Source organism: Cyclobacterium jeungdonense, from assembly GCF_010994275.1.
GTDB classification, from domain to species: domain Bacteria; phylum Bacteroidota; class Bacteroidia; order Cytophagales; family Cyclobacteriaceae; genus Cyclobacterium; species Cyclobacterium jeungdonense.
In genome coordinates this window covers 329,178-352,284 of sequence record NZ_WMCD01000001.1, presented here as the reverse complement: position 1 = coordinate 352,284, position 23,107 = coordinate 329,178, and the positions used below count along the sequence as shown (strand labels likewise).

Sequence of the window (23,107 nt, the reverse complement as noted above, 5' to 3'; positions counted from 1 at the left end):
TAGGCTATTTGGTCTTATTCCATAAATTGGATGGTTACGTTTTCTTTTTCGATGTCAAAATCAAACCTGGCGGAAAATTTCAATCCCTCCAATACATTTTCCAGGGTCTCGTCCTGAAATTTTCCGGAAAGTAATACCCGGTTACCGGGTCGGTTTACGATACGAATTTGGACGCCGTACCAGTTTTCGAGTACCCGTATGGCCTCTAAAAGGGGCGTCTCCTTAAAAACAATGCGTTTTTTGGTCCAACCGATTACCCGATCCGGATTAAATGCGCTCTTTACCAACCGATTTTTTTCCGTGTCAATTTTCAGGGCTTCTCCGGGCACCAAAAGGACCGGCTCTTCCAGATTCCCCTCTGAGTTTACGGCCACTTTTCCGGTCAGCAGGGAGACGCCTAGTGTTTCGCCTTCATAGGCCTTTACGTTAAAACTGGTACCCAGTGCGGTGGTAGTAGTTTTTCGGGAATGGACCCGAAAGGGTCGCTGCAAATCCTTCGCTACATCAAAAAATGCCTCTCCTTTCAAAAAAACCTCCCGACCACCTTTTTCGAAATTTTTCAGGTAGCGTAATTCACTTCCGGAATTGAGAATTACTCGTGATCCATCACTGAGCGTAAGGTGGGATTTCACACCCGGAACGGTGGTATGCGTCAGGTAGTGGACCGTAGGAGGCGCGCTGGATTGCGGCAGAGGGGGTTCCAAAAGTAGCCAGCCGGAAAAGTACCCCAAGCCCAGGGAAAGAAGCAGCACACAAGCTACCCGGAAACCGAAATGGTGGTGAATTTTAGAGCGGGAAACGCTGTTGGGCCTATTCCGTTCAAAGGTACTTAAGGAATTCAATGGAATCACTTTTTCTTGCCGGATCGCTGCTTGCCCGGATGCTTTCTTTTCAATGTCCTTCCACAAACTCAAAATTTCCGTTTCAGAAAGTTGGGCTTGATTCCTTTTATTCATCTGCAGGATGATCAACCGCGCTTGTTTTGCTGCCTTGTACCGGGAAGGGTGTTTGGTCAACAAGTCCTCCCAGAAAAGATTGGATTCGGCACTGGGCTGCAGTACCCATTTTCTAAAAGCCGGATCCAATACAAAATCTTCTTTGGTATAGGTAGAAATATCCATAACAATACAAATTCACCCACATAAGTCCCGGGGACAAAAAATCTATCCTATTTCAGCATAAAATGGTTGATATTTACATAAACTTTAAAAAATACATTATCCGAATAAAAACACCGTAAAATAAAATGGATTCTGGTAGAAAAATGATAAGCATCAGGCCAAAAATGCCGTAAGGAGAAGGCCTATCAGCAGCAGTCGTTTCTTTAAATTCGCAATGGCCTTCCAGGCGAGGGTATAGACCGATTGCACGTTGATTCCCATGATGGTGGAGACGTCTTCATAGCAATGGTTTTCGTAATACAACAAGTGAATCACTTCTTGTTGGCGGGAAGGAAGCGATTCCAACGCTTCCGATAGTTTTTTTCTACGACGAAAATACAAGACAGCGCTCGCTCCCGCTTCTTCCGGTTCCGTTCGTAATTCATCTTCCAGATTCTGGTTGAGGTATCCATAACGCTTTTTGTCCTTTCCTATGTCTTTGTGGATACGGTTACTCAGGCATTTGAAAAGATAAAGCTTTGCATTATCGGTAGCTTTTACCGAATCCCGGTACTGCCAAATCTTCAAAAAAACCTCCTGTATACAATCCTTCACCAGGCTTCGGTCTCCCTTTATGGACATGCCCAACCGAAAAAGTTCCCGAACATATTTCGTATACATTTCTTCCAATCCGGCCATTTCTCCCGCTTTGATTTGGTTCCAAAGCACATCATCGTCGGAATCCGAACCAACTCCATCAATCGAAGCTTCTTTGTACATAGCGGGTAAATTGGGTTTAGATCGATTTAAAATAACGAAAATTCGACGAGTTTAAAAAGAATGTGGACCATTTTCCTCGTTTTTTCAAAACAACACATCGCGCAGTTAGTTGGCAAACCGACTTCCTTTTAGTCTGCAATAGGGTCCTGCAGTCAAAATTGCTCAAGGCTCCATTTGCGCATCCGTGTCTGCAAAAAATCAACCGATAGCCTATCCGGAATTGCCCAGTAGCCCCCAGCGGTATACCATTGGTTCTTCTTATCAATGGACGGTTACCCAAATAGGCTTCGGTACAAAGCAGACCGATTGATCCGAATAGAGTGAACGCTGCTATTCGATGCCCCAAAAAACTCCTCCAAATCCAGTTTAAACCCGTTGATGACTTTTGACTCCACCACATCACCGGAGGTAAACAGGCGTGAAGGAACCTATTTTCCCTTCGTAAGGCTATAGATCAGCAAATCCTGGGTTTCCGCATGTTTTAGGGTTAATTTGATTAAAAAAATACTTACAATGTTTGCCTATGTCCTAATGACAGACAGTAGAAAACTCCATGTTTCATCAGTAATTTGAGTTGCTGGAACCCAGCTCAGAATTTGCATTAATTCTAGCTTTTTCAAACTGATTCCTTATTTCTATTAATACATCATTATTTAAGGGGTTTCCCACTAAATTAAAATGTTCTTCCGGATCATTGTGGTGATCATAAAGCTCTTCATTATTTTTTGATGCATCCTCTCCCCATCTGGTGTACCTCCATTGGTTTGTCCTGATGGAAGCAGCAGTCCCACCTTGGGTTATGGTATAGGCGTAATCCTTGCTTTTCTCATATTCACCTTCCTTTAAAAACCCGGCCAAACTCTCTCCCTGAAGGATGGATGGCTTTTCGTTGGCAAACCCAGCCAAATCTGCCAAGGTTGGATAAAGGTCTATCAGTTCGGTAATGGAATAGCTGGTGGTTCCGTATTTTCCTTCATAGGCACTTCCCGGTACTGAAATGATCAAAGGTGCCGCCACACTTCCTTCCCAAAGGCTGGATTTTGACCAACAATCATGCTCTCCCAAATTATAACCATGGTCCGACATGAAAATGACAATGGTTTCCTTTCTCAAGTCCATCCGGTCAAGGGCATCCAGTAACCTTCCTACCTGTTGATCCATAAAACGGACACTGGCCATATAAGCGCTTATGGTCTTTCTTTGCTGTAGCTCGTCCATTCCCCAGATTTTATCATTTTGTCTTCTCAACGCTGGCTCAGGAACATTTTCACCAATAGTAAATGAGGGCAAAACGGTCTCTTTGACCGGATAGGGAGAAAAACTACTTTCAGGGGCAATCAGAGGCACATGAGGTCTGACAAATCCAACCGCCAGAAAAAATGGGGCCTCCTTTTTGATCTTTTGTTTATTGGTAGCCTTCTCCGGTATCTTTCCAGCTCGGTTTTCTAAAATAGCAATAGCCTGACTGGCAGCAAGGTAATCCGTCTGGGTACGCTCCAGACTATCGGCAATAACCATTTGGGCAAAATTTGATCCATAATGATGGTTCTTAGGTGAAAGCAGCTCCAAATTGCCCTGGCTCAAGGTTTCCGGACCAAGCACATTGTAAGCATAATCCCAGGAATCAGGCTCATCCCCTCCCGGTTCACCCCTTTCTATCCCACCTGGAACACCCATATGGAAAATTTTGGAAACCCTGGCTGTATAATAACCCCGCTCTCTAAAAAATCCTGCTATAGAAGGATGATTGGCCAAGGCAGGAGTTTCCTTTTTATAGCTTCCCGGTTGATCATTGTTGCCCAATACCCCATTGGTCTGGGGATACAAACCGCTCATAAAGGAGGCCCTGGAAGGGCCACACAGTGGGAATTGGCTATATGCCCGGGAAAACCTTACCCCTTCATTGGCAAGCCTATCAAGGTGCGGGGTATGGTTATCGATATCCATATAGGGTCCAATCCGGGTATTGAGATCATCTGAGACAATCATCAGGATATTGGGTGTTTGTGCCTGTAGGTTTAAGCCCATAAGACACATACAGACCGTCAAAAAAAATGTATGATAACTTCTATTAAAATATTTTCTCTCCAAACAGCTATATCTTAAAAACTGAATTTTCATTTTCTTTTAATTAGCTTATTGCTGGTTGTTTCTATACTCCAAATAAGCCTTCAGGTATTTTTGATTCATTTCATCAGAATCCCCATACTCCTTCCGAAGATCCTCCAATTTTTGGTGCAATTCTTCCCTCACTTCCCCATATGATGGATCATTATAGACATTGTTCATTTCATTGGGATCTTTTTGTAGATCATACATTTCCCATTCATCAATGTCATAATAAAAATGCATGAGTTTATATCTTTCGGTGGCCACCCCATAGTGCCTCTTGACCATGTGCACGGATGGGTATTCATAATAAGTATAGTAAACAGCATCTCTCCATTCATCGGATTGGCCGCTTACCAGGCTTCTGAAAGACTTACCCTGCATTTCCGGGGCAACCTCAACCCCGGCATAGTCCAGCAAGGTAGGCGCAAAATCCAGGTTTTGGACCAGTTTATCGATCTCCGTCCCAGGCTTAATTTCTTTGGGATATCGGACCAATAAGGGGGTTCGGAAAGATTGCTCATACATAAACCTTTTGTCAAACCAGCCATGTTCTCCCAGGTAAAACCCCTGGTCGGAGGTGTAGACCACAATGGTATTTTCTGCCAGCCCATTTTCTTCCAGGTAGTCCAATACCTCTCCTACTCCGTCATCCACGGACTTAATGGTTCTCAGGTAGTCCTTGATATACCTGTTGAATTTCCAGATACTTATTTCCCTTTCTTTTTCTTTATCCTCAAAGGCAATCCCTTCCGCCTGGGGATAAGCTTCCAAAAAAGCCTGGTTTTTTGGGTTGTAAGCTTCCCTCCAATGGGCCCTTTGCTCTACTGTTAACCGTTCCAATTCCCTGGTAAATCCGGTGCTGTCTCCTTTAGGGTCCACCTCAAATTTAAAGTCATGACCCCACCTGGCATGTCCATCGATTTCCATTTCCTGTTCTTTGGCAGCCGTGCCCCTGCCTTCATAATTAGTAAGGTCATCAAAATAATTGGAAGGCGGATCAAAATTCTTATCGTCGTAAAGTGTTAGGTATTTTGGTGCAGGTTTCCAATTTCGATGGGGGGCCTTTTGGTTGTAAATCAAAAGAAAGGGCTTTTCCTTATCCCGTCCTTCTTTGAGCCAATCCAAGGCAAATTGGGTAGTGAGTTCGGTAACATACCCTTCAAACTGTTTCCGTTCTCCATTAACCAGAAAATCGGGGTTGTAATAATGACCCTGCCCAGGCAATACCATGGAATGGTCAAATCCCTGAGGAAGGCCATCCAAATGAATCTTTCCTATCATGGCCGTATTGTAACCCGCTTTTTGAAGCATCTTGGCAAAATTATTCTGGTCCCAGTCGAAGGGTTGCACATTGTCTACTTTCCCATTGAGAAAGCTGTGTTTCCCGGTCAAAACTACCGCACGACTGGGGGCACAAATGGAATTGGTAACCGTGGCCCGTGTAAAAATCGCACCTTCTTTAGCCAACCGATCAATTTGGGGCGTTTCATTCAATCCATGACCATAGGCGCTGATGGCCTGATAGGCATGGTCATCGCTCATGATAAAAACGATATTGGGCGGAGATGTTTTATTCTTCTCTTCTGTGTTGCAGGCCGTCGCCAGTACGGTGCCTAAAAGAACTCCAAAAATTATGCTATTTCTTTTCATTAACTTTATATTAGATTTATTTTATGTAAGAAAAAAGTTTCGGAATTTTTACCCCTATATTCAAGGGCTTTACAATTTTCAAATGACCATTTACCCGGATAAATTTCCAAAAAACAGAAAGTGAAAACGTAAGGTAACCTAAACCAAGATGATCTAATATCCTTCATTTTGAGTTAAATTCGGATTTCGTTCAATTTCAGTTTGTGGAATGGGGTACCTTACCTGATGGTCCATAGCAGGTTTACCACGGTCTTTTGCCATTTCTATAAATTTACCGTGACGGATCAGATCTTGCCTTCTTAATGCCTCGGTATGGAATTCCCTGCCTCTTTCGTCTAAAATAAAATTCCTTAAATCTTCCTTGCTTGCAAATTCGTTAACGGTGAAAGTGGAAACTCCGGCGGCTTCCCTTACCATGTTCAACAAATCTATGGATTCTTGATTGGGGCCATTGATTTCGTTCAAAGCTTCCGATCTCGAAAGAAGGATATCTGCGTACCTTATAAAAGGAAAATCATCAGATGAACGGCTTATCCCCTGACTTGGATATTCAGGAAATTTCATACTTCGTGCATTATCTTTGCCTAAAACAATTGTCTCACCTTCTCCATTGACAAACTCAAATAAAAATGCTTTTAACCTTTCATCCTCAGGATCAAAAAGTTCTAAAAAAGCAGACCATATTTTATACTCGGCAGCAAATATGACACGAGGAGGATATTGCCATTGATAACCTCTGGGAACGACGTGGCTTAGCCACCCGTCTCCAGTATTATCATCCGGATTATCCGACATAACTGCCACAAATATGAATTCGTTATCTCTTTGGTTTTCGGGACTGAACAACTCAGTTCTATCACCCTGGGTAAACAAATCATATATCCCAAGATCCATTACCTGTCTGCCAGCAGATGCAGCTTCAGTCCACTTTTTTGTCATCATATAAAACTTGGTCAAAGCTCCAAGCGCAGCCCCTTTGGTGGCACGCCCGTATTCGGAATTTCTTGGTTCCACAGGCAGGGCATTCGCAGCAGCTATGAATTCATCTTCAATGAATGAAATTATTTCTTGTTCAGAAGCTCTTGATGGCCGATCCGTTACAGTTGTTTGGCTATCTGTAATAAGGGGAACAGGACCAAATAGATCATACAATAGATAATAGTTGAATGCCCGTAAAAACCTTGCCTCCGCAATGGTTTCTCTTTTTCTATCTTCATTCATTTCAATAGCATTGGCATTATCCAAGACAACGTTTGTCCTAAAAATCGTACGGTAACGGCGTTCCCACATATTCCTGATCCATTGGTGCGAGCTTGTCCAGGTGAATTCTTCAATTGGTTCATTAAAGGTAAATATCCCTCCGCCACGTTCCAATGCAATATCCGTGTTTACTTCCTGAAGCGTCACCCCGTCTCGCTTTATATCGCTATACCTTAATTCACCATATACCGAATTAAGAACTACATCGAGATCATCGCCTGTGTTGAAAAAATCATTGGGACTTAGGACGGTGAAGGTTTCTTCTTCCAATAAGTCTTCGCATGAAATTAGCACTGAACAAATCATTGCCAACCAAATAAGGGATTTATGTGATTTTATCTTTTTCATCTGTTTATATATTTTTTTTATTGGTCAGATGGAATCTTTGACGATTAAAATAATCATTGCCCTGTGTGTTTAATGATGATTTTAATCGTGTCGATTTCATATTTTCAAAAATTTACATTAATTCCGATTGCATATGTTCTGGCAAGTGGGTACGCGCTATAATCAATCCTTAAATTCGAAGTTCCCAAAGAGTTAATATCGGGATTATAACCACTGTAGTCGGTCCAGGTGACCAGGTTCTGACCTGATGCAAATAGAAGCAATGATCCAATACCCTTAATATTTAAGTTCGGAAAGGCGTATGCAATCCTGGCACTTCTTAATCTTACAAAAGAAGCATCTTCTACTACCCTGGTATTGAAATCATAGGTTCGGGAAGGGTTAACAAAAGACGGGTTCTCGTTCGTTGGGTTATCAGGAGTCCATCTATCCAAAACATAGGTTTGTCTGTTTCTTAAATCATCGATTGGATTTTCAGAGTCAATTTTTGTGAAATTTGCCATTTCAAAACCAAATTTACCCTCTAAGAATACATCAAGTGTAAAGCCTTTGTAGGATAACGTGTTATTTAGCCCTACAGTGAAATTAGGAAATGGATCGCCTATAATGGTTCTATCCTGATCGTTAATCACATTATCACCGTTCAAATCCTGGAATTTTCTACTGCCGACTGCACCGTTTGTCTGAGTGGGTGAATTGGCCAACTCCTCTGCAGACTGAATTACTCCATCAAACACATGACCATAATAAGCATTGACAGGGCTGCCCACTTCCAAAATCGTATAATCTTGCATGAACCGGGTACCGCCTTGAAGAATCCTGGGCAACAGTCCAAGGTTAGTAACCTCGTTTTTCACTGTGGCCAAATTTATATCTGTTATCCATGAAAAATTACCGACGAAGTTCCTTGACGATAATGAAAGTTCAAAACCACTGTTTCTGGTATTCCCTACATTTTGTAAAGAATTACCAAAGCCTGTAGTAGTAGGGATGGGTAACAGCAATAATAAGTCCCTGGTATTGTTCTGGAAGTATTCCACTGAACCGGTAATTCTCCCGAAAAGCATGCCTAAATCAACTCCTAGATTAAAGGATTCTGTTGTTTCCCATCTTAGATCCGGATTTGCCAATTGAGTAGGAGCAATTGATTGGTATTCATCGCCATTAAAAACGGCAATTGGTCCTGAACCCAAAAGAACAAGCGATCTTCCATTATCAATTTCCTGGTTTCCACTCACCCCATAGCTAGCCCTTAATTTTAAATCGGAAACAAGACCTTCCTTCGGGAAGAAAGACTCATTGGATATATTCCATGCCAGGGCTCCTGATGGGAAGTAGGCGAATTTGTTGTTCGCTCCGAATCTAGAAGACCCGTCCGCCCTAAATGATGCCGTCATCAAAAAACGTTCATCATAAGAGTAGTTCACCCTGCCAAAACCTGAAACAATATTGTTTTTACCCTTAAATGACCCCACTTCATTTAGGAAAGGATCACCAGAACCCAAATTATTTGGCCCGAAAGATGTGGTGGGGAAACTCATTGCGCTTGCATTAAACCCTGAACTGATGAATTCCTGGTAAGAATAACCACCAAGCAAATTCAACCTATGCTGACCATGAATTATCTTATTGTAATCCAATGTAAGTTCAAAAACATAACTATTATTTTCGCTTAAACTTTGCGACGCCTGACCTTGTCGCAAAAGTCCAATTTGAGTCACCACATCATCAAAAGTATCACTTCTTGCAATGCTCTGATCCACACCCAAATTTAGTTTTGCCTTCAAATCACTGATGAGCTCATATTCCAAAAATCCATTGCCAAAAAGACGTGTTCTTCTTTCAAATCGATCCATCGTTCGGGCCTGAGCCACCGGATTGCTTAAATCCTGCAGGCTAGTTGAGTAGGTCCCATCGCTATTGAATACCGGTTCTGTAGGTGGTAATTGTAATGCCGCCGCAATCACACCAGCAGTAGCGTTAACTCCAAGTCCAAGTGGCACTTGATCCTCTTTTACATAGCTATTATTGAAATTGATCCCCACCTTTAACTTATCTCCCACAGAATGAGTAAGATTTATCCGGCCGGAAAACCTTTTAAAACCAGAACTTATAACGATGCCATCCTGATCAAAAGCATTTAAGGATAAGAAATACTGGGTATCCTCAGATCCACCCGAAAAAGAAACACGATGTTCCTGAATGGGTGCCGAGCGGAAAATCTCGCCTTGCCAATCTGTACCTGCACCTATGGTGGCAAAGTCATTTTGATTAAAGATAGGTTCCCGACCTCTATCGAGGTACAAATCATTGTAAAATGACATGTATTGTTGGGCATTCATCATGTCTAATGTTTTCGTGGCAGCTTGAATGCTGGTCGTTACATTATAATTGATAGTTAAAGGACTATTTTGCTTTCCGCTTTTGGTGGTTATCAATACAACTCCGTTTGACCCTCTTGCGCCATAAATTGATGTGGCAGAGGCATCCTTTAATACTTCTATGGATTTTATATCGGAAGGATTTAAGGAATTTTCCGGATTTGCTCCGGGAAGTCCGTCGATCACATATAGCGGTTCATTCCCGGCGGTTATGGAATTCGATCCTCTTATTCTAATGGAAAAATTTCCGCCTGGTCGGGCACTTGCCTGTGTAACCTGCACACCCGGAAGCCTTCCCTGAATGATCTGCTCTACCGATGCCTGGGAATCCGTATTCAACTTATCAGCCTGAATGGAACTGACTGAGCCCGTAAGGTCACTTTTTCTCACTGTTCCATATCCTACGACCACTACCTCATCCAGGGAGGAAGCATCCTGTATAAGGGTAATGTTAACGGTGGTTTGGGTGCCTATTGCTACGGTTTTTGATTCATAGCCAATGTATGAAAACACCAGGCTTGCTTCATCCGGAACGGTAATGGAGTAATTACCATCTATATCTGTGACGGTACCCGAGGTGGTGCCAAGCACGGTAATCGAAGCCCCTGGTAAAGGTTCTCCGTTTTCATCGGTAACTGTACCTGAAACGGTAATATCCACCCCTTCAGTAACCGGTACCAAATTTTTCTTATCGGATCTCACCGTATGGATCTTCCATCCCTCCTGCTTCAATCTTAAATTGGATGTAGTTAGGAATACCATCCGGTCATACCGGCTTCCTGTTATTTGGCTTTCCACGCTTACTACTCCTTTGCCTATCTCCTGGGCGTTACCGCTCCAGGCAAGAAGTAGATCCATACTGAGACACTGTAGGGTGAAAGCAATGCTAAATAATTTGGTCATGTAAGTTACATGCTTAAGTAGTGATTTTTTCATATCTATAAATCATTTGCTTGTCTATTCGGTCAAAGAAATATTTTTCGTAAAAAGAACTGATTAATTGTTTTAAATAATATTTCCAAAGATCATTGTAATCATATAGAACGTAGCCCTTAACATTCCCCTCATCTCTCCCTTTAGCCAAGCTGTATTTGAAAAATACCCTTGCATAGCATCGGCATAAACCTTCCAGTACATTGCCTAGAACCAGCAAAAAATTGTCATAGAGATTACAGGAAATTGAATCCGAATAGATTTTCACCTTGGTTATATTGGGCTATAGATTATCGGGATGTATAATTATCGCTATAATTCTAGATAAAACCAAATTCTATGTGCTTTTCCTACAATTTAGTTTGTTCTATTTTCTATGGATTTAGGCCGAATAAGCATTGGAGCTAGCTCCCGCATCCCTTCATCCCAGATAAAATGAATATCCACTTCTCCCAAACTCATTGATTGGGCATTTTAACCCCGACCCTGATCCTATCATTTGCGGCCTTTGTCAAGTGATTATGTCCAAAATAGGCCTTTGAACGTAACAAACAGGTCTCTTGCAAATGGATATGGAAATTGAATTTATATGCTACTCGATATCCCCAAAAAACTCCTCCAAATCCAGTTTAAACCCGTTGATGACTTTTGACTCCACCACATCACCGGAGGTAAACAGGCGTGAAGGAACGTATTTTCCCTTCGTAAGGCTATAGATCAGCAAATCCTGGGTTTCCGCATGAATAATCCAATATTCACGAACCCCACTCGCTTCGTACAGTTCAAACTTATGCTTTAATTCGGTTTTACTATTACTGGGAGAAAGAATCTCTACGATTAAGTCCGGGGCTCCGAGGCAGCCCCGCTCGTCCAGTTTTTCCGGATCGCAAATCACGCAAATGTCCGGCTGTACCACATCGTGTATTTTATCATCTTCTTTGGATTTTTTAGGAAACCGTACGTCAAAGGGTGCGGCATACACCTGGCATTTTTTCCCCTTTAAAAACCCTGTTAATCTAAATGACAATTCGCCAGATACTTTTTGGTGAATCCTTTTCGGTGCGGCTGCCGCTTTTTTAAAAACCTTCCCTTTGATCAGTTCCACCACTTCTTCCATCTGCCAGGTCAGGTAGTCTGCATAGGAATGGTTGGTGTATTCCATATCCGGTTCATTCACGGTATCGGTTTGTTTGGCTGCCATGGATTAAATATACCGATTTTCAGGCTAAAAAAGCTGCCCATTTGGGTGAAAAAACTACCTACGCGGATGCGATCAAAACCGCCAGGTCCGGGCTTTCGTTATTTGTTGCTGGTAGCAGAAGAATTTAGCCACGGCCATCCGGCGCTTCCATTCTTATCGATAAACATGCGAACGGAAGACAGGCAATAAACCAATAATGACCTCCCGCTAAAAACCCATCAATAAGCGCTCAATTTTTTGAGCAATTCCGGGTTTACTTCCTGCAGGTAAAAAGGAGTGTCTTGTCTCCCCTGTCTTTCCAAAAAGTTGATGCCCCTTCGGGTGATAGAAGAACTTCGCTTGGGATCATCACTTTGGGTTTGGATCGTATCATTCGGTGACCTGTTCCAATTTTACCGCCGACGCCCACACTTTCACTGGCTACATACGCATGAATCTGTGTAGAAGGGTCACTCAGGATAGGCGATAGGGATTTTCCATTCAAATGATCCGGAATCGGCAAACCGGCCAAATCCAAGATCATCGCAAAAACCGAAGTACTGCAAACCAGTGCTTCGGTTATTGTCTGATTAATTTTGAATTTATTCCAGTAGAAGAACATGGGAATCCGGACCGATTCTTCATGCATGGCCAATGTATTTTCAATATAGTGTGGACAATTCTACCAAAGGTCTTCTCCGTAAGACCATCCTTCGCGAACAGGTTCCTTAATGTATGCATCTAACTCGGGACGACCAACGGCCTTCATATTTTTTTCGTCGTAGTGAATAGTTCCGCCAAAACGTTGAGCTAGTACACCAACAAGTCCCATTTCTGTTAAGTCTGCGCCATAATCGAAGTTTGAGCCTGGCAAGGTGTCGTTTTTAATGGCAGCCACCCATTCTTGTACTGGTTTTTCTTCTTCCACTCTTGGAATTGTTTCTGCTGGTTTATTCTTTTGGAAATCTATCCATTCTTCTTCAGGAACAAGTAATCGAGGATTATTTGGACGACCACCATGGTAAAGTGTCTTCTTGGAACCAATCATAATCATCCCATTGTCCGGCATTTCTTTAAGCCCATACTCTTCCTTTAATTCGGGTTTGCCCATGCCTTCAATCCATTTCATAGTAACAGGTGGTTTATTACCACGAGCTCCAAATTGCCATGTTATCGTTGATTCCTGTGCAATCATACTATGATCTGGGACTTCAGGGTTTGGTACCACGGCATCTACGGTATGTGGCATTCCAAGATCCAATGCCCAAAAAGGAGCATCCAAAGAATGACAACACCAGTCGGCCATTGCTCCGCTACCGAAATCGTAGAAGGTTCTCCATGATTTGGGTGCATATTCATTATTAAAAGGGCGATCAGCTGCGGGACCTTTCCATAAATCCCAATCTAAACCCTCAGGCACATCATGTTCTGGAAATGGAAACCCTTCAGGCTTCGAGAAATAGCCATCCGGATTAAATGTTGTTGGGCCTCCCCATCTAATTACTTCTTTTACATCTCCAAGAACACCTGCATCAAACCATTCTTTTACCAATCTAATTCCATGGGTTGTATGTCCTTGGTTTGCCATTTGCGATACGATACCATAATGTTTTGCTGCTTTTTTCATGGTGCGGCATTGCCAAATATTATGCACTAGTGGTTTTTCAACTAATACATGTTTCCCTAGTTGCATGGCAGCCATTGCCGCTGGGAAATGGGTGTGGTCAGGCGTAGCAATCATAACGGCATCAATTTCGTTGGCCATTTCGTCGAACATCACCCTGAAATCTTTGTACTTTTTTGCATTTGGTACAGTTTTGTATGCTTGTTCAGTCATTCTGTCGTCAACATCGCACATGGCAACAATATCCTCTACGGCAACCTGGCTCCAACTGGCACGACCTCTGGCTCCTACACCAATCATTGCAAAACGCAATTTTGTACTTGGTGGACGTTCAATAAAATTAGGAATAAATAATGCTCCTAAACCAGCTGTTGAAGCTGATTTTAAAAAGGTTCTTCTCGTTGTATTCATTATATGATATTGATTTAGGTATTTCTTGAATATCTAATTAAAAAATCCAAATTAGTATTTTTTGAGCCAATTTTAGCACGGGTATTACGACAAAAGCTATTTATCCTATCGAATTTGGTTTATCTTCAGTCAAAATACTTTATTTTTTTGTCCTGTAATCATACTTTTTGGTTCTTTAGAGAAGGATTCAGTCCTTTTCAAATTAAAAAACAGCCCGCCCAAACCTTACCAACAGGGGCAGTAAATGAAAATAGCATCCGGAATATTCCGGATGCTATTTTTCATCTCAAAATAAATTACGCTTTTAGAATTTTAAAGATCTAGCTAGTTAATTATAATTAGGATTTTGAGTTAGCTCAACTTCTGTGTTTGCATCGATTTCTGACTGAGGGATAGGGAGTAATTCATCACGGCCAAAAGTAAATGTAGGCCCTGAGACTGGGTTATACATTTGTACTCTTTCCCCTAAAAGGCCAACTCTCCTCAGGGTAAGTTGACGGGGTTCTTCCACTATAAGCTCGCGAGCTCTCTCATCAAGCAGATAGTGTACATCTACCTCTCCCGGTTCAACCGGTGCGGCATTTGCCCGGGCCCTGACCACGTTAATATCATTTGCAGCACTGATGTTATTTCCTGCTTTTAGATGAGCTTCCGCCCTTAACAGGTAGGTCTCAGCAAGTCTGAAAATGTATATATCGTTATAGGTCCTTCCGCCAGGATCATATCCCTGTGGATGACCAAGAGGCATGGTAGCCTTTTTAACATAAACAAAGACATTCCTGACTGTTTGGGCTTCCGTAGGAACAATCACCTCTCCAAAATGAGCAGACTCCGGATTATTGATGACAAATTCGCGTTGCATATTATAGGGAGAGTTGCGAATATCGTTGTTAAAATCTGATTCCCATATAGTAGAGTCCAGGTAAATCGATGGACGAATGAAACCAACCGGGCGCCCCCAAAATTCATCCTTAAGAATTGCCTGAAGACCGTCCGGAGTTCTTACCGGATCCATGAAAGGACCCCAGGCTCGTTCAGTACGAGCGGCGCTCCCGGCTCCACCCGGTAAATTAAATTCTATTTGTGCAGTCCAAATCACCTCCGTATTTGACGGATCATTTTGATTACCATACCTAAATAGATCCCAGAAAACATCTCCTGGCTCACCGGAGTACGTCCCGAACCTATCCCTCATCAATTCGTACTGACCATCATCTATTACTGCGCTGGCTGCCTGGATGGCCAAATCATAATCTCCGGTTGAGATGTAGGTTTCTGCCAACAAGTGATCAGCGGCTGCTTTAACTACATGCCCATCATTTGGATTTTCAACGGGTAAATTCTGAGAAGCAAATTGTAAATCTCCAATCATGAAATCCAGGACCTGCTCCTTGGTAGCTCTCTCAAAATCAAGTTTAACCCCGGCAATTTCACCTTCAATGATGGGGACTCCTCCAAAGTGATAGACCAAATAACGGTAGGCAAAGGCCCTGTAAAACCTGGCTTCTGCAATTACTTCAGCTTTATCGGTGGGTGCTGTCCAGATGACATTCTCGTTTTCAGCACGGGTAATAATTATGTTTGCATCCTTAATAATTATATAAAGAAGGTTCCACAAACGCGAGGGATAATTTGTCGAGGGATTGATAATCGAATAGTCTCCAAAAAAATTCTTTTTATCCCAGTACCATCCAATATCCGTCCCATAATTTAGGCTCATTAGATCGTCCCTATCAGACCAGGCTGTGCCTGGGGCGTCAGGTACGAACAATGCCCTTGTCATACTGTAAACACCTATTAATCCAGCCCTGAAACCATCCGTATTAATGAAAGTAGTTTCAGGGCTCAGAAAGCTTCTTGGTACTTCCTCTAAAATGTCATCTTGACAAGATAAGGCCATTAGAACAGTTGAAATGCATATCGTGAAAATCAATCTGTGGTATATGTATCTTAATATTTTCATTTCAATGATAATTTTTCGTTAAAAAGAAGCATCAATACCAAATGTTAATGTCCGCATGAGTGGTACATTCTGAATGGATGTTGCATTTTCCGGGTCATATCCGGTCCACTTGGTAAAGGTGTATAGGTTTTTAATACTCGTATATACCCTGAGGTTAGAGAAACCTATTTTACTTAAAGTTTCATTACTTAATGAATAACCCAGGTTAATATCCTGTATTCTAACAAAACTTCTATCCTCCAGGTATGGATGATTTCTTACAGGAATATAGTTTATGCTCGCCACTGAATTGGATGGGTTATTTGGTGTCCAATAATCAATGTCTACGACATTAAATCTTTCTGTCCAGGAAGGAAATTGTGCATTTGGATTATGCATGAATATGTTATTTCCAACATAAAAATTATTATTACCCCCACCTTGGATGGAATTGACCATCACATAAAGAGAAAATCTTTTATACCTCAGCGTGTTTGATAAACTTACGGAGTAATTGGGATTATTTGAACCTAAAATATGTCGGTCATCACCAGTCAGATCACCATCACCGTCATGGTCAATTATTCTAAAATCACCTGGTCCATATCCGGAGGGAAGATCACTTTCACCCACCTGATGGATTCCATCAATACCATATCCGAATATGGTTCCCAAAGGGTGTCCGATAAACCACCTACTGGCAATGTCGTCATCTTCTATCCCGTCCCCATCCTCGTCAGTTCCGTATAATTTTTGAATTTCATTACGCTGACGGTCAAATATCAATCCGGTTTCCCAGGAAAAATCAGGTGTTTTTATATTAACCGAATTCAAGGCAATTTCGACTCCTTTGTTGCCAACCTGACCAATATTACTCAATATCGATGACTGACCTGTAGTTTCAGGAAGTGCTCGGTTAAGCAATAGATCCCTGGTGGTCGAGGTATAGTAGTCAATTGAACCGTTCAACCTGCTTCCAGGAAGAGCAAACTCAACTCCGAAATTATAAACCTCAGTAGTTTCCCAACCTAACTCTGTGTTAGCCAGGGAGTTTACAAAAACGCCATTTGCAACGCCGCCTCCATCACCATATACAGCATTCCGGCTTGCCAGTCTGGCCAGCGTTTGATATCTTGAAATGGCCTGATTGCCATTTTCACCATAAGAAGCTCTCAATTTCAAAAGCTCAAAGAAGGAAACATTGTTCATAAATGGTTCGTCAGAAATAATCCAACCTAAACCAAGAGCTTTGAATGTTGCATATTTATTACCCTCAGCAAACACAGAAGAACCATCTCTTCTTAATGTGGCAGTCACGGAAAACTTATCATTGTATGAATAATTCAGGCGACCCATCATTCCAAGGTTGTTTTGCTCACTAAAACCGCTCGAAACGGATTGAGTAGCACCCAATTGTAAACTATAATAACCCAGACTTTGGTTGAAGAAATCTGAAGATACTGCTCTGAAATTAGATGCTTTTCGGTATTCCCTGCTATATAGAAAAGTTCCATCAATCGCATGTCGGTTATTAATCACTTTCCTGTAGTTCAGTATATTATCGAATATTCTGTAGAAATCATTAAATGCTTGTTGAGATGCAACTCCGTTACTTTGCTGAGCAAGGGTGTTATTCTGAAAACGGTTCGCCTGTCTATCTCCTTTATTTAAGGAATAATTCATGGTCCATCGAAGACCGGGAATGAACGGAACATCCAGCTCACTGGAAACCAATCCCCATAAATCATTTCTTAGGTCTGAATCGTCAATAAGCGTTGGATAATAGGGATTCTCAAAAAATGGATCATCCATAGGGAATTGACGAAGGCTACCATCATCATTTCTCAAACTACCGTAAGGGCTAAGTCCATAAAGTAAGTCCACAGGAACCCCTGAATAATCCAGAGAAGTAAATGAGGAACTTATACTTACCTTAAACCAATTGGTGATTTTATTTGATAGGTTAACCCGAATAGTTTTCCTATCAAAATTGTCATTCTCGACAATACCTTTTTCATTAAAAAGTGTTCCCGAAATAAAGTAATCTGTAACCTCATTCCCTCCGGAAATACTTAGGTTGTAGTTTTCAGTGGTAGCTTGATTTACCAGTTCACCGTACCAGTCTACGGTCCTGCCAGCCAGGTAATTTTCTGCCTCGATTGGGTTTAAATAATTGGTCACATTTTCCATTTCGGCCTCCAGTCCACTTGCCTCCCTGAAATCAAGTACTTTTTGAATGTAATCTGGCCCGTCAAGGACATCAATTAATTTCACAGGATTAGAGATGCCATAATTGGCCCTAAAATTGAAAATAGGTTTCCCCGTTTTTCCCTTTTTTGTTGTAAGTAGGATCACTCCATTAGCAGACCTTGAACCGTAGACAGCAGCGGCGCTTGCATCTTTCAATATATCTACCGTTTCGATATCATTGGGGTTAATATTATTCAGGGACCCGTTATAAATTACTCCATCCACTACAATCAGTGGGGCGTTACCTGCGGTAATAGAATTTGTTCCACGAACCCTCAGGGAAGGCTCCTCTCCAGGCCGATCGGGTGTACCTATGGTCATTCCTGCTACACTTCCTTTTAAAGACTGAAGGATGTTTGTATTCAATAAATCCTGGGTCTTCTCCGTATTCATTCTGGCAACAGAACCTGTCACATCTGACCTTTTTTGGGTACCATATCCGACTACCACTACTTCTTCCAGGGAGGAAGTATCCTCCAATAGTGTAATGTTGATGGTGGTTTGCGAACCAATGGCTACGGTTTTGGATTCATAACCAATATAAGAAAAGACCAGGGAAGCATCATCCGGAACAGTGATGGAATAATTTCCATCGATACCTGTCACCGTTCCCGTGGTGGTTCCAAGTACAGTAATGGTTGCTCCCGGCAATGGCTCCCCGTTTTCATCGGTAACAGTCCCGGAGATTGTAATGTCAACATTTAAAGCGTTCAGATCTTCTCCTGAATCTAGATTCGTCAAATTCAGACCGATATTATTGGAGGCCACATTAATTTCTACAATAGGGTGAATTTCATGACCTGATGATCCTGCAGCAACAATTTGTATGTGAAAAAGTAGAGATATACAAAATCCATAAATTGCTTTTCTAAACAGGCTGCTCATTTGCCAGATTTTCCTGGAGTAGAAATAGTATTCAGGTTTTTTGGGATAATATTTTTTCATCAAATTGGGGTTAAATGGTAAAAAATAAATTTAACCGGTTATTTAAGGCCAAGTGTCCACTATTTTACCCATCATGTGTTTTATATTAACATGAATTACAGGTAAAACTTTTTTTTTAAAAAAGAGGTAAAAAATTAATTTGAATTGTCATAAATTCAAATTATTCCCAAAACCAGTCACATATTCCTTTCTGAAAGTTGGGGTGGGTGAGAAAAAATTTTCCTTGCCAGGTCCAAAATACCGTCCAAACCGGTGGATCTGCTAGCCCTGAGCCCACCGTTGCTTCTGAAAATACAGATCAACCACCTGGTGGTTCCAACCTCATTGGAAAAAATGCCCGGCCTGCCAACAAGCAAATCACCGATAATGGTATCCCCCTGGAAAAACATCAATGGAAAGGATTAATAGGATGACAATTTTTTGGCTAGTTCCGGGTTCACTTCCTGCAGGTAGGCCGCTAGCTTGTTATCCAACTCCTCCGCCTTAGCCGTTTGAACAGGGTACAAATCACTTGTTTCGCCAAGATCGGTCGGCAGGTGGTACAATTCCAGCTTTCCGGTTTTCCAAAACCGGATAAGTTTATACTCCCCCTGAATCAGGGCTGAGTGGGGATAGCTCTCGCTGTATCAGTGAAAAACAAGGAAATCGTTTTTTCTCAGGACCTCCCCTTTTCCTTCAGATCGTAAAATGCTGGCAAAACTGCCTCCATCCAGGTACTCCGGCAATGAGCCAGTATACCCAGCTAGTATGGCAATAGTTGGCAAAATGTCCCAACCTCCTACCTGTTCATGACTCATGGTACCGGGTTTTATTCCGGGACCTTTTACGATAAATGGAACCCGTATCCCTCCTTCGTAGAGTGTCCATTTACCTGCCCGGAGTGGTGCATTGCGCAGGGGTTGATCGAAAGTATCCGGGTGTTTTAATTTTTGCAACGAAGGCACGGGGGGCAAAAATTCCACAGAACCGTTGTCCGACATCAGTATAATGTAGGTGTTACCCGCAATACCCAGGGATGCTACCTTGTCCAAAACCTGGCCAATGGTATAATCCATATCTTCTAACATCCCCGCCCATGCCGGATTGTTGTGCCTGGCTCCTTTTGGTTTGTTCCGGTATTTCTCCAGGCTGGCTTCACGGGTCTGCATGTCTACGTGTGGGGCATAATGCGATAGCTGCAGGTAAAAGGGATTCCCCTGACTCACCTGCCTTTCCATAAAGTTGATTCCCCTCCGGGTAATGGAGGAGCTTCGCTTAGGGTCATTGGTTAGAAACACTGCCTCCCATTTATCGTCTTTTGCTGTCATTAAATTACCGTGTGCATTTCGGGTATCTCCGTCACTTTCGTCGAAACCCAGGTCTTCGGGAAAGATCTCCGCCCGTAAATCCCATTTGCCGAAATGTGCAGCTTTGTAACTGCTATTTATACCTTTCAACAAACCTGGTAGGGTCAGCTGAGCGGAATTTGTCCGGGGGTGATGGGTATCGGGGAAGGTCTCGTCCCCGAGCCTTGCAGGAGTTTGTCCAAACAGGATGCTTCTTCGGGTGGGAGAGCAAATAGCAGCAGGCCCATAGGCATTGGAAAAGCGCATCCCTTCCATTGCCAGGCGGTCGATAGATGGAGTTTCAAAAAAATCGCTTTTGGATCTGGCAAACCGGTCGTCCATGCCGATAGAGGTACTACTCCAACCCTGGTCATCGGTAAGGATAAAAATAAAATTGGGGGGTACGATGCGTTCCTGAGCAAAAGAACTGCTGCTACCTAGTGTACACAGAAACCATAAAAAGGGCGAAATAAAGCGGGCTCTTTTCATAATGGTTAATAATGAAATATTCTTGATCTGCTCATTGTCTTCGATAAGATTTTAAATTTACCGCTTATTTTCTAATTGATATTGCATTCGAGCTTGCATTTCCCAGGGTAACTGGTCCTTGACCTCTTTAAAAAAAAGGAGAACCACTTTTATTAATTACCCCCGGTCAGCGACTACCCGGATACTTGCCTGCATAGGATTGATTCTGCAGGCGAAGCATTTTTCCATGGGAAGAAAAAACAGTTTCTGAAACATGATTGAGAATAACAAGGTCTGGCGCTGTCTCTAAATCCAGGATGTGGATAAGCCAGGACCATTCTACCGAATTACCTGCCCCGGTTATCCACATCCTGAGGTCTCAGTAAATAGATCCAGAAATAATAACAAACCCCTGAATCCGGTTACGATTGGTACAGGAAACGTTCAGCGTTTGGGTTGAGGCTGTTAATTAATTTTTTTGAACAAAAGGATGAACCACAGATTAAAACGGGAAATCAGGAGTCTCCCGTTTTAATCGCGATTCACCCCTTCAATTTCCCTGTTCAATACCCGGGGTTTTGCTGCAAGGGTGGCTGGGTCCTGTCAATTTCGTGTTGAGGAATAGGTCGAAGCAAATGCATTTCTGATAATGCACCATTGGATTTTGTCCAAAAATTATACTTTTGAGTTCTCTCAAGTAACTTATTAGTTCTTTTCAGATCAAACCACCTATTGAATTCCCCCATTAACTCTCTTGCACTTTCATCCAAAATCATATCAATGGAAATATTGGCAGCGGTGGCTCTGTAGGACTCTGTTTCCAATGAACTTAGAATTTCAGGAAATTTTGCTTTTTGCGGATCCACTCCCTGACCTACTGCCCGATCCAGCACTTTATTGTAATATACCTCAGCACCACCCAAAGAGCCACCTGTAGCACCTTTCACAATAGCTTCAGCGGCCAAAAGATAGGCCTCGGCAGATCTGAACAAAGCAAAATCAAAGGTTCCATGACCATCTCCATAGGGGATATTTGGTTCCCAAAATTTCCACATGGTAGGTCTGAATGCAGTAAGCCTGGAAATAGCCTCACCGCTAATGATCTGCTCATGATTCATAACAGCATAATTTTTGGTTCCTCCCTCGTCAATCCCCTTGTCAGCACCGAACGCCGGCCTATTCCATGGAGTCCAATAAGCAACGGTATCTCCTACTTCATAGCTTACCGTCAAGCTTGGATCTTCGAAACTGTAAGCATAATCATTCACGGGTTGGAGAGCATAAATTACACGTAGAAAATTATGGGAATAGCGGCTATCGACCTGTGGATCAAATAACCGATACAGAGCGGGTGTGGGTTCATTTTGGCCCAAGTGCCGGTTGTAATCACTTGTTCTACCCCTGCTACCCACCAACTCTGTGTTTCCCGGAAAAATCGAATGGTAATAATTGCCCGGTTCCCGGCCATTCCCTTCCAAAGCGTTGGTTAGTACATCATTATTGTATTGAATAGCAAAAACTACTTCACTGTTTTTCGCATCCTGGGAACCTGAATATTGCGTCAGCGGATTTTCAGAACGTATTGGAAAAAGGGTATTGTAAGCTTCCACTAAAGGGTAGGCATCGATTACTTTATCCGCATACTCCAACGCCTTGCTAAAATCATCCGGACTTCCACCAAGAGAATTATTAAAATTCCAGCCACGAGTCAGATATACTTTTGCTAAAAGAAACTGGGCGGCTCCTTTCGTTGCCCTGCCATAATCACTGGCCTCAACAGGAAGATCGGCCTCTGCTTCTGTCAGGTCCTTGATGATTTGAGAATAGATAGTGGCTGAGGATTCCCTTTCCACTGTTTTGTTGGCAGTGACGGTTTCCTCAAGGGGCATGGGAACATCTCCCCAGGTCTGTACCAGGTAAAAGTAAGTCAATGCTCTCAAAAATTTGGCTTCCCCTACCCTTGCCGCTTTTATGGCCGGATTGGAATAGGTAACGTCCTCAGCCCGACTGATGGCAGCATTGGTTCTGCCAATTTCTCGGTAAAAAATATCCCACGGCCCGATGAATGTTTCAGAAGTGATATTTATGTAGGTATCGAGAGCCGGTCCCTGACCTACCGCTTTTTCCGTCCATAGCCCATTTTGGAAAAGATCAGTTCCAGGTAAGGCAATCGGGTATTGAAGAATAAAATCACGCAAGAGCGGGTAACAAGATTTGATCAAATCCTCATATCCTGCCTCTGTGGTAACATAAGAATCTGTCGTGATATTTGAAATGGATTCTTCTTTAAGGAAATCCTGGCATCCTGTACCACTCAACATGAGAAGACAAAACAGGAGCACATTTTGAAAGTTATATTTTTTCATTTTGTAACTATTTTAAATATCAGGAAGAGAAA

General features: G+C 42.4%; 16 protein-coding genes. 2 read left to right on the top strand and 14 right to left on the bottom strand.

Annotated features, from left to right (window positions below; translation table 11 throughout):
* Positions 1-14: 14 nt before the first annotated feature.
* The 7 genes from GKS34_RS01340 to GKS34_RS01310 all read right to left on the bottom strand — a co-directional run bounded on the left by GKS34_RS01340 (position 15) and on the right by GKS34_RS01310 (position 11,765).
* Positions 15-1,121, bottom strand: coding sequence for a FecR family protein (locus GKS34_RS01340; RefSeq protein ID WP_163383016.1), 1,107 nt, complete (start codon positions 1,119-1,121; stop codon positions 15-17).
* 153 nt (positions 1,122-1,274) lie between these two features.
* Positions 1,275-1,880, bottom strand: coding sequence for an RNA polymerase sigma factor (locus tag GKS34_RS01335; protein ID WP_163383015.1), 606 nt, complete (start codon positions 1,878-1,880; stop codon positions 1,275-1,277).
* 561 nt (positions 1,881-2,441) lie between these two features.
* The gene (locus GKS34_RS01330) at positions 2,442-3,908 is read right to left on the bottom strand and encodes a sulfatase (protein ID WP_240459147.1); all 1,467 of its coding nucleotides are present in this window, start codon (positions 3,906-3,908) and stop codon (positions 2,442-2,444) included.
* Positions 3,909-4,016: 108 nt separating this feature from the next.
* Positions 4,017-5,642 (bottom strand): sulfatase family protein, encoded by a 1,626-nt coding sequence (locus GKS34_RS01325; RefSeq protein ID WP_163383014.1) that lies wholly within the window; start codon positions 5,640-5,642, stop codon positions 4,017-4,019.
* A gap of 153 nt (positions 5,643-5,795) precedes the next feature.
* A complete protein-coding gene (locus GKS34_RS01320) occupies positions 5,796-7,250 on the bottom strand; it encodes a RagB/SusD family nutrient uptake outer membrane protein (RefSeq protein WP_163383013.1) in 1,455 nt (484 codons plus the stop codon).
* A 104-nt stretch (positions 7,251-7,354) separates the two neighbouring features.
* Positions 7,355-10,567 carry a SusC/RagA family TonB-linked outer membrane protein gene (locus GKS34_RS01315; protein ID WP_163383012.1) on the bottom strand — a complete coding sequence of 1,071 codons (3,213 nt, stop codon included), beginning with the start codon at positions 10,565-10,567 and terminating at the stop codon, positions 7,355-7,357.
* Between the two features lie 589 nt (positions 10,568-11,156).
* Positions 11,157-11,765, bottom strand: a complete 609-nt coding sequence (locus tag GKS34_RS01310; protein ID WP_163383011.1) for a Uma2 family endonuclease — start codon at positions 11,763-11,765, stop codon at positions 11,157-11,159.
* 66 nt (positions 11,766-11,831) lie between these two features.
* Between GKS34_RS01310 and GKS34_RS23545 the strand changes: the two genes are divergently transcribed.
* Positions 11,832-11,954, top strand: coding sequence for a hypothetical protein (locus GKS34_RS23545; protein ID WP_262888537.1), 123 nt, complete (start codon positions 11,832-11,834; stop codon positions 11,952-11,954).
* A gap of 64 nt (positions 11,955-12,018) precedes the next feature.
* Here GKS34_RS23545 and GKS34_RS01305 read toward each other — a convergent pair whose 3' ends face one another.
* From GKS34_RS01305 to GKS34_RS01290, 4 genes are all read right to left on the bottom strand, one after another.
* Positions 12,019-12,393: a sulfatase/phosphatase domain-containing protein gene (locus tag GKS34_RS01305; protein WP_163383010.1), complete on the bottom strand. Its 375-nt coding sequence runs from the start codon at positions 12,391-12,393 to the stop codon at positions 12,019-12,021.
* A 33-nt stretch (positions 12,394-12,426) separates the two neighbouring features.
* Positions 12,427-13,779, bottom strand: a complete 1,353-nt coding sequence (locus GKS34_RS01300; protein WP_163383009.1) for a Gfo/Idh/MocA family protein — start codon at positions 13,777-13,779, stop codon at positions 12,427-12,429.
* Positions 13,780-14,107: 328 nt separating this feature from the next.
* The gene (locus GKS34_RS01295) at positions 14,108-15,742 is read right to left on the bottom strand and encodes a RagB/SusD family nutrient uptake outer membrane protein (RefSeq protein ID WP_205601996.1); all 1,635 of its coding nucleotides are present in this window, start codon (positions 15,740-15,742) and stop codon (positions 14,108-14,110) included.
* 18 nt (positions 15,743-15,760) lie between these two features.
* Entirely contained in the window at positions 15,761-18,916 is a 3,156-nt protein-coding gene (locus tag GKS34_RS01290; RefSeq protein WP_163383007.1) for a SusC/RagA family TonB-linked outer membrane protein, read from the bottom strand.
* Between the two features lie 206 nt (positions 18,917-19,122).
* On the opposite strand from GKS34_RS01290, the gene GKS34_RS01285 reads away from it, so the two are divergent.
* The gene (locus GKS34_RS01285) at positions 19,123-19,329 is read left to right on the top strand and encodes a hypothetical protein (RefSeq protein ID WP_163383006.1); all 207 of its coding nucleotides are present in this window, start codon (positions 19,123-19,125) and stop codon (positions 19,327-19,329) included.
* On the opposite strand, the gene GKS34_RS01280 is transcribed toward GKS34_RS01285, so the two are convergent.
* From GKS34_RS01280 to GKS34_RS01270, 3 genes are all read right to left on the bottom strand, one after another.
* Positions 19,318-19,461 carry a hypothetical protein gene (locus GKS34_RS01280; RefSeq protein ID WP_163383005.1) on the bottom strand — a complete coding sequence of 48 codons (144 nt, stop codon included), beginning with the start codon at positions 19,459-19,461 and terminating at the stop codon, positions 19,318-19,320. The genes GKS34_RS01285 and GKS34_RS01280 overlap by 12 nt on opposite strands.
* Before the next feature lie 81 nt (positions 19,462-19,542).
* Positions 19,543-20,730, bottom strand: a complete 1,188-nt coding sequence (locus GKS34_RS01275; protein WP_163383004.1) for a sulfatase-like hydrolase/transferase — start codon at positions 20,728-20,730, stop codon at positions 19,543-19,545.
* A gap of 542 nt (positions 20,731-21,272) precedes the next feature.
* Positions 21,273-23,075, bottom strand: a complete 1,803-nt coding sequence (locus tag GKS34_RS01270) for a RagB/SusD family nutrient uptake outer membrane protein (protein ID WP_163383003.1) — start codon at positions 23,073-23,075, stop codon at positions 21,273-21,275.
* Between the last annotated feature and the right edge of the window lie 32 nt (positions 23,076-23,107).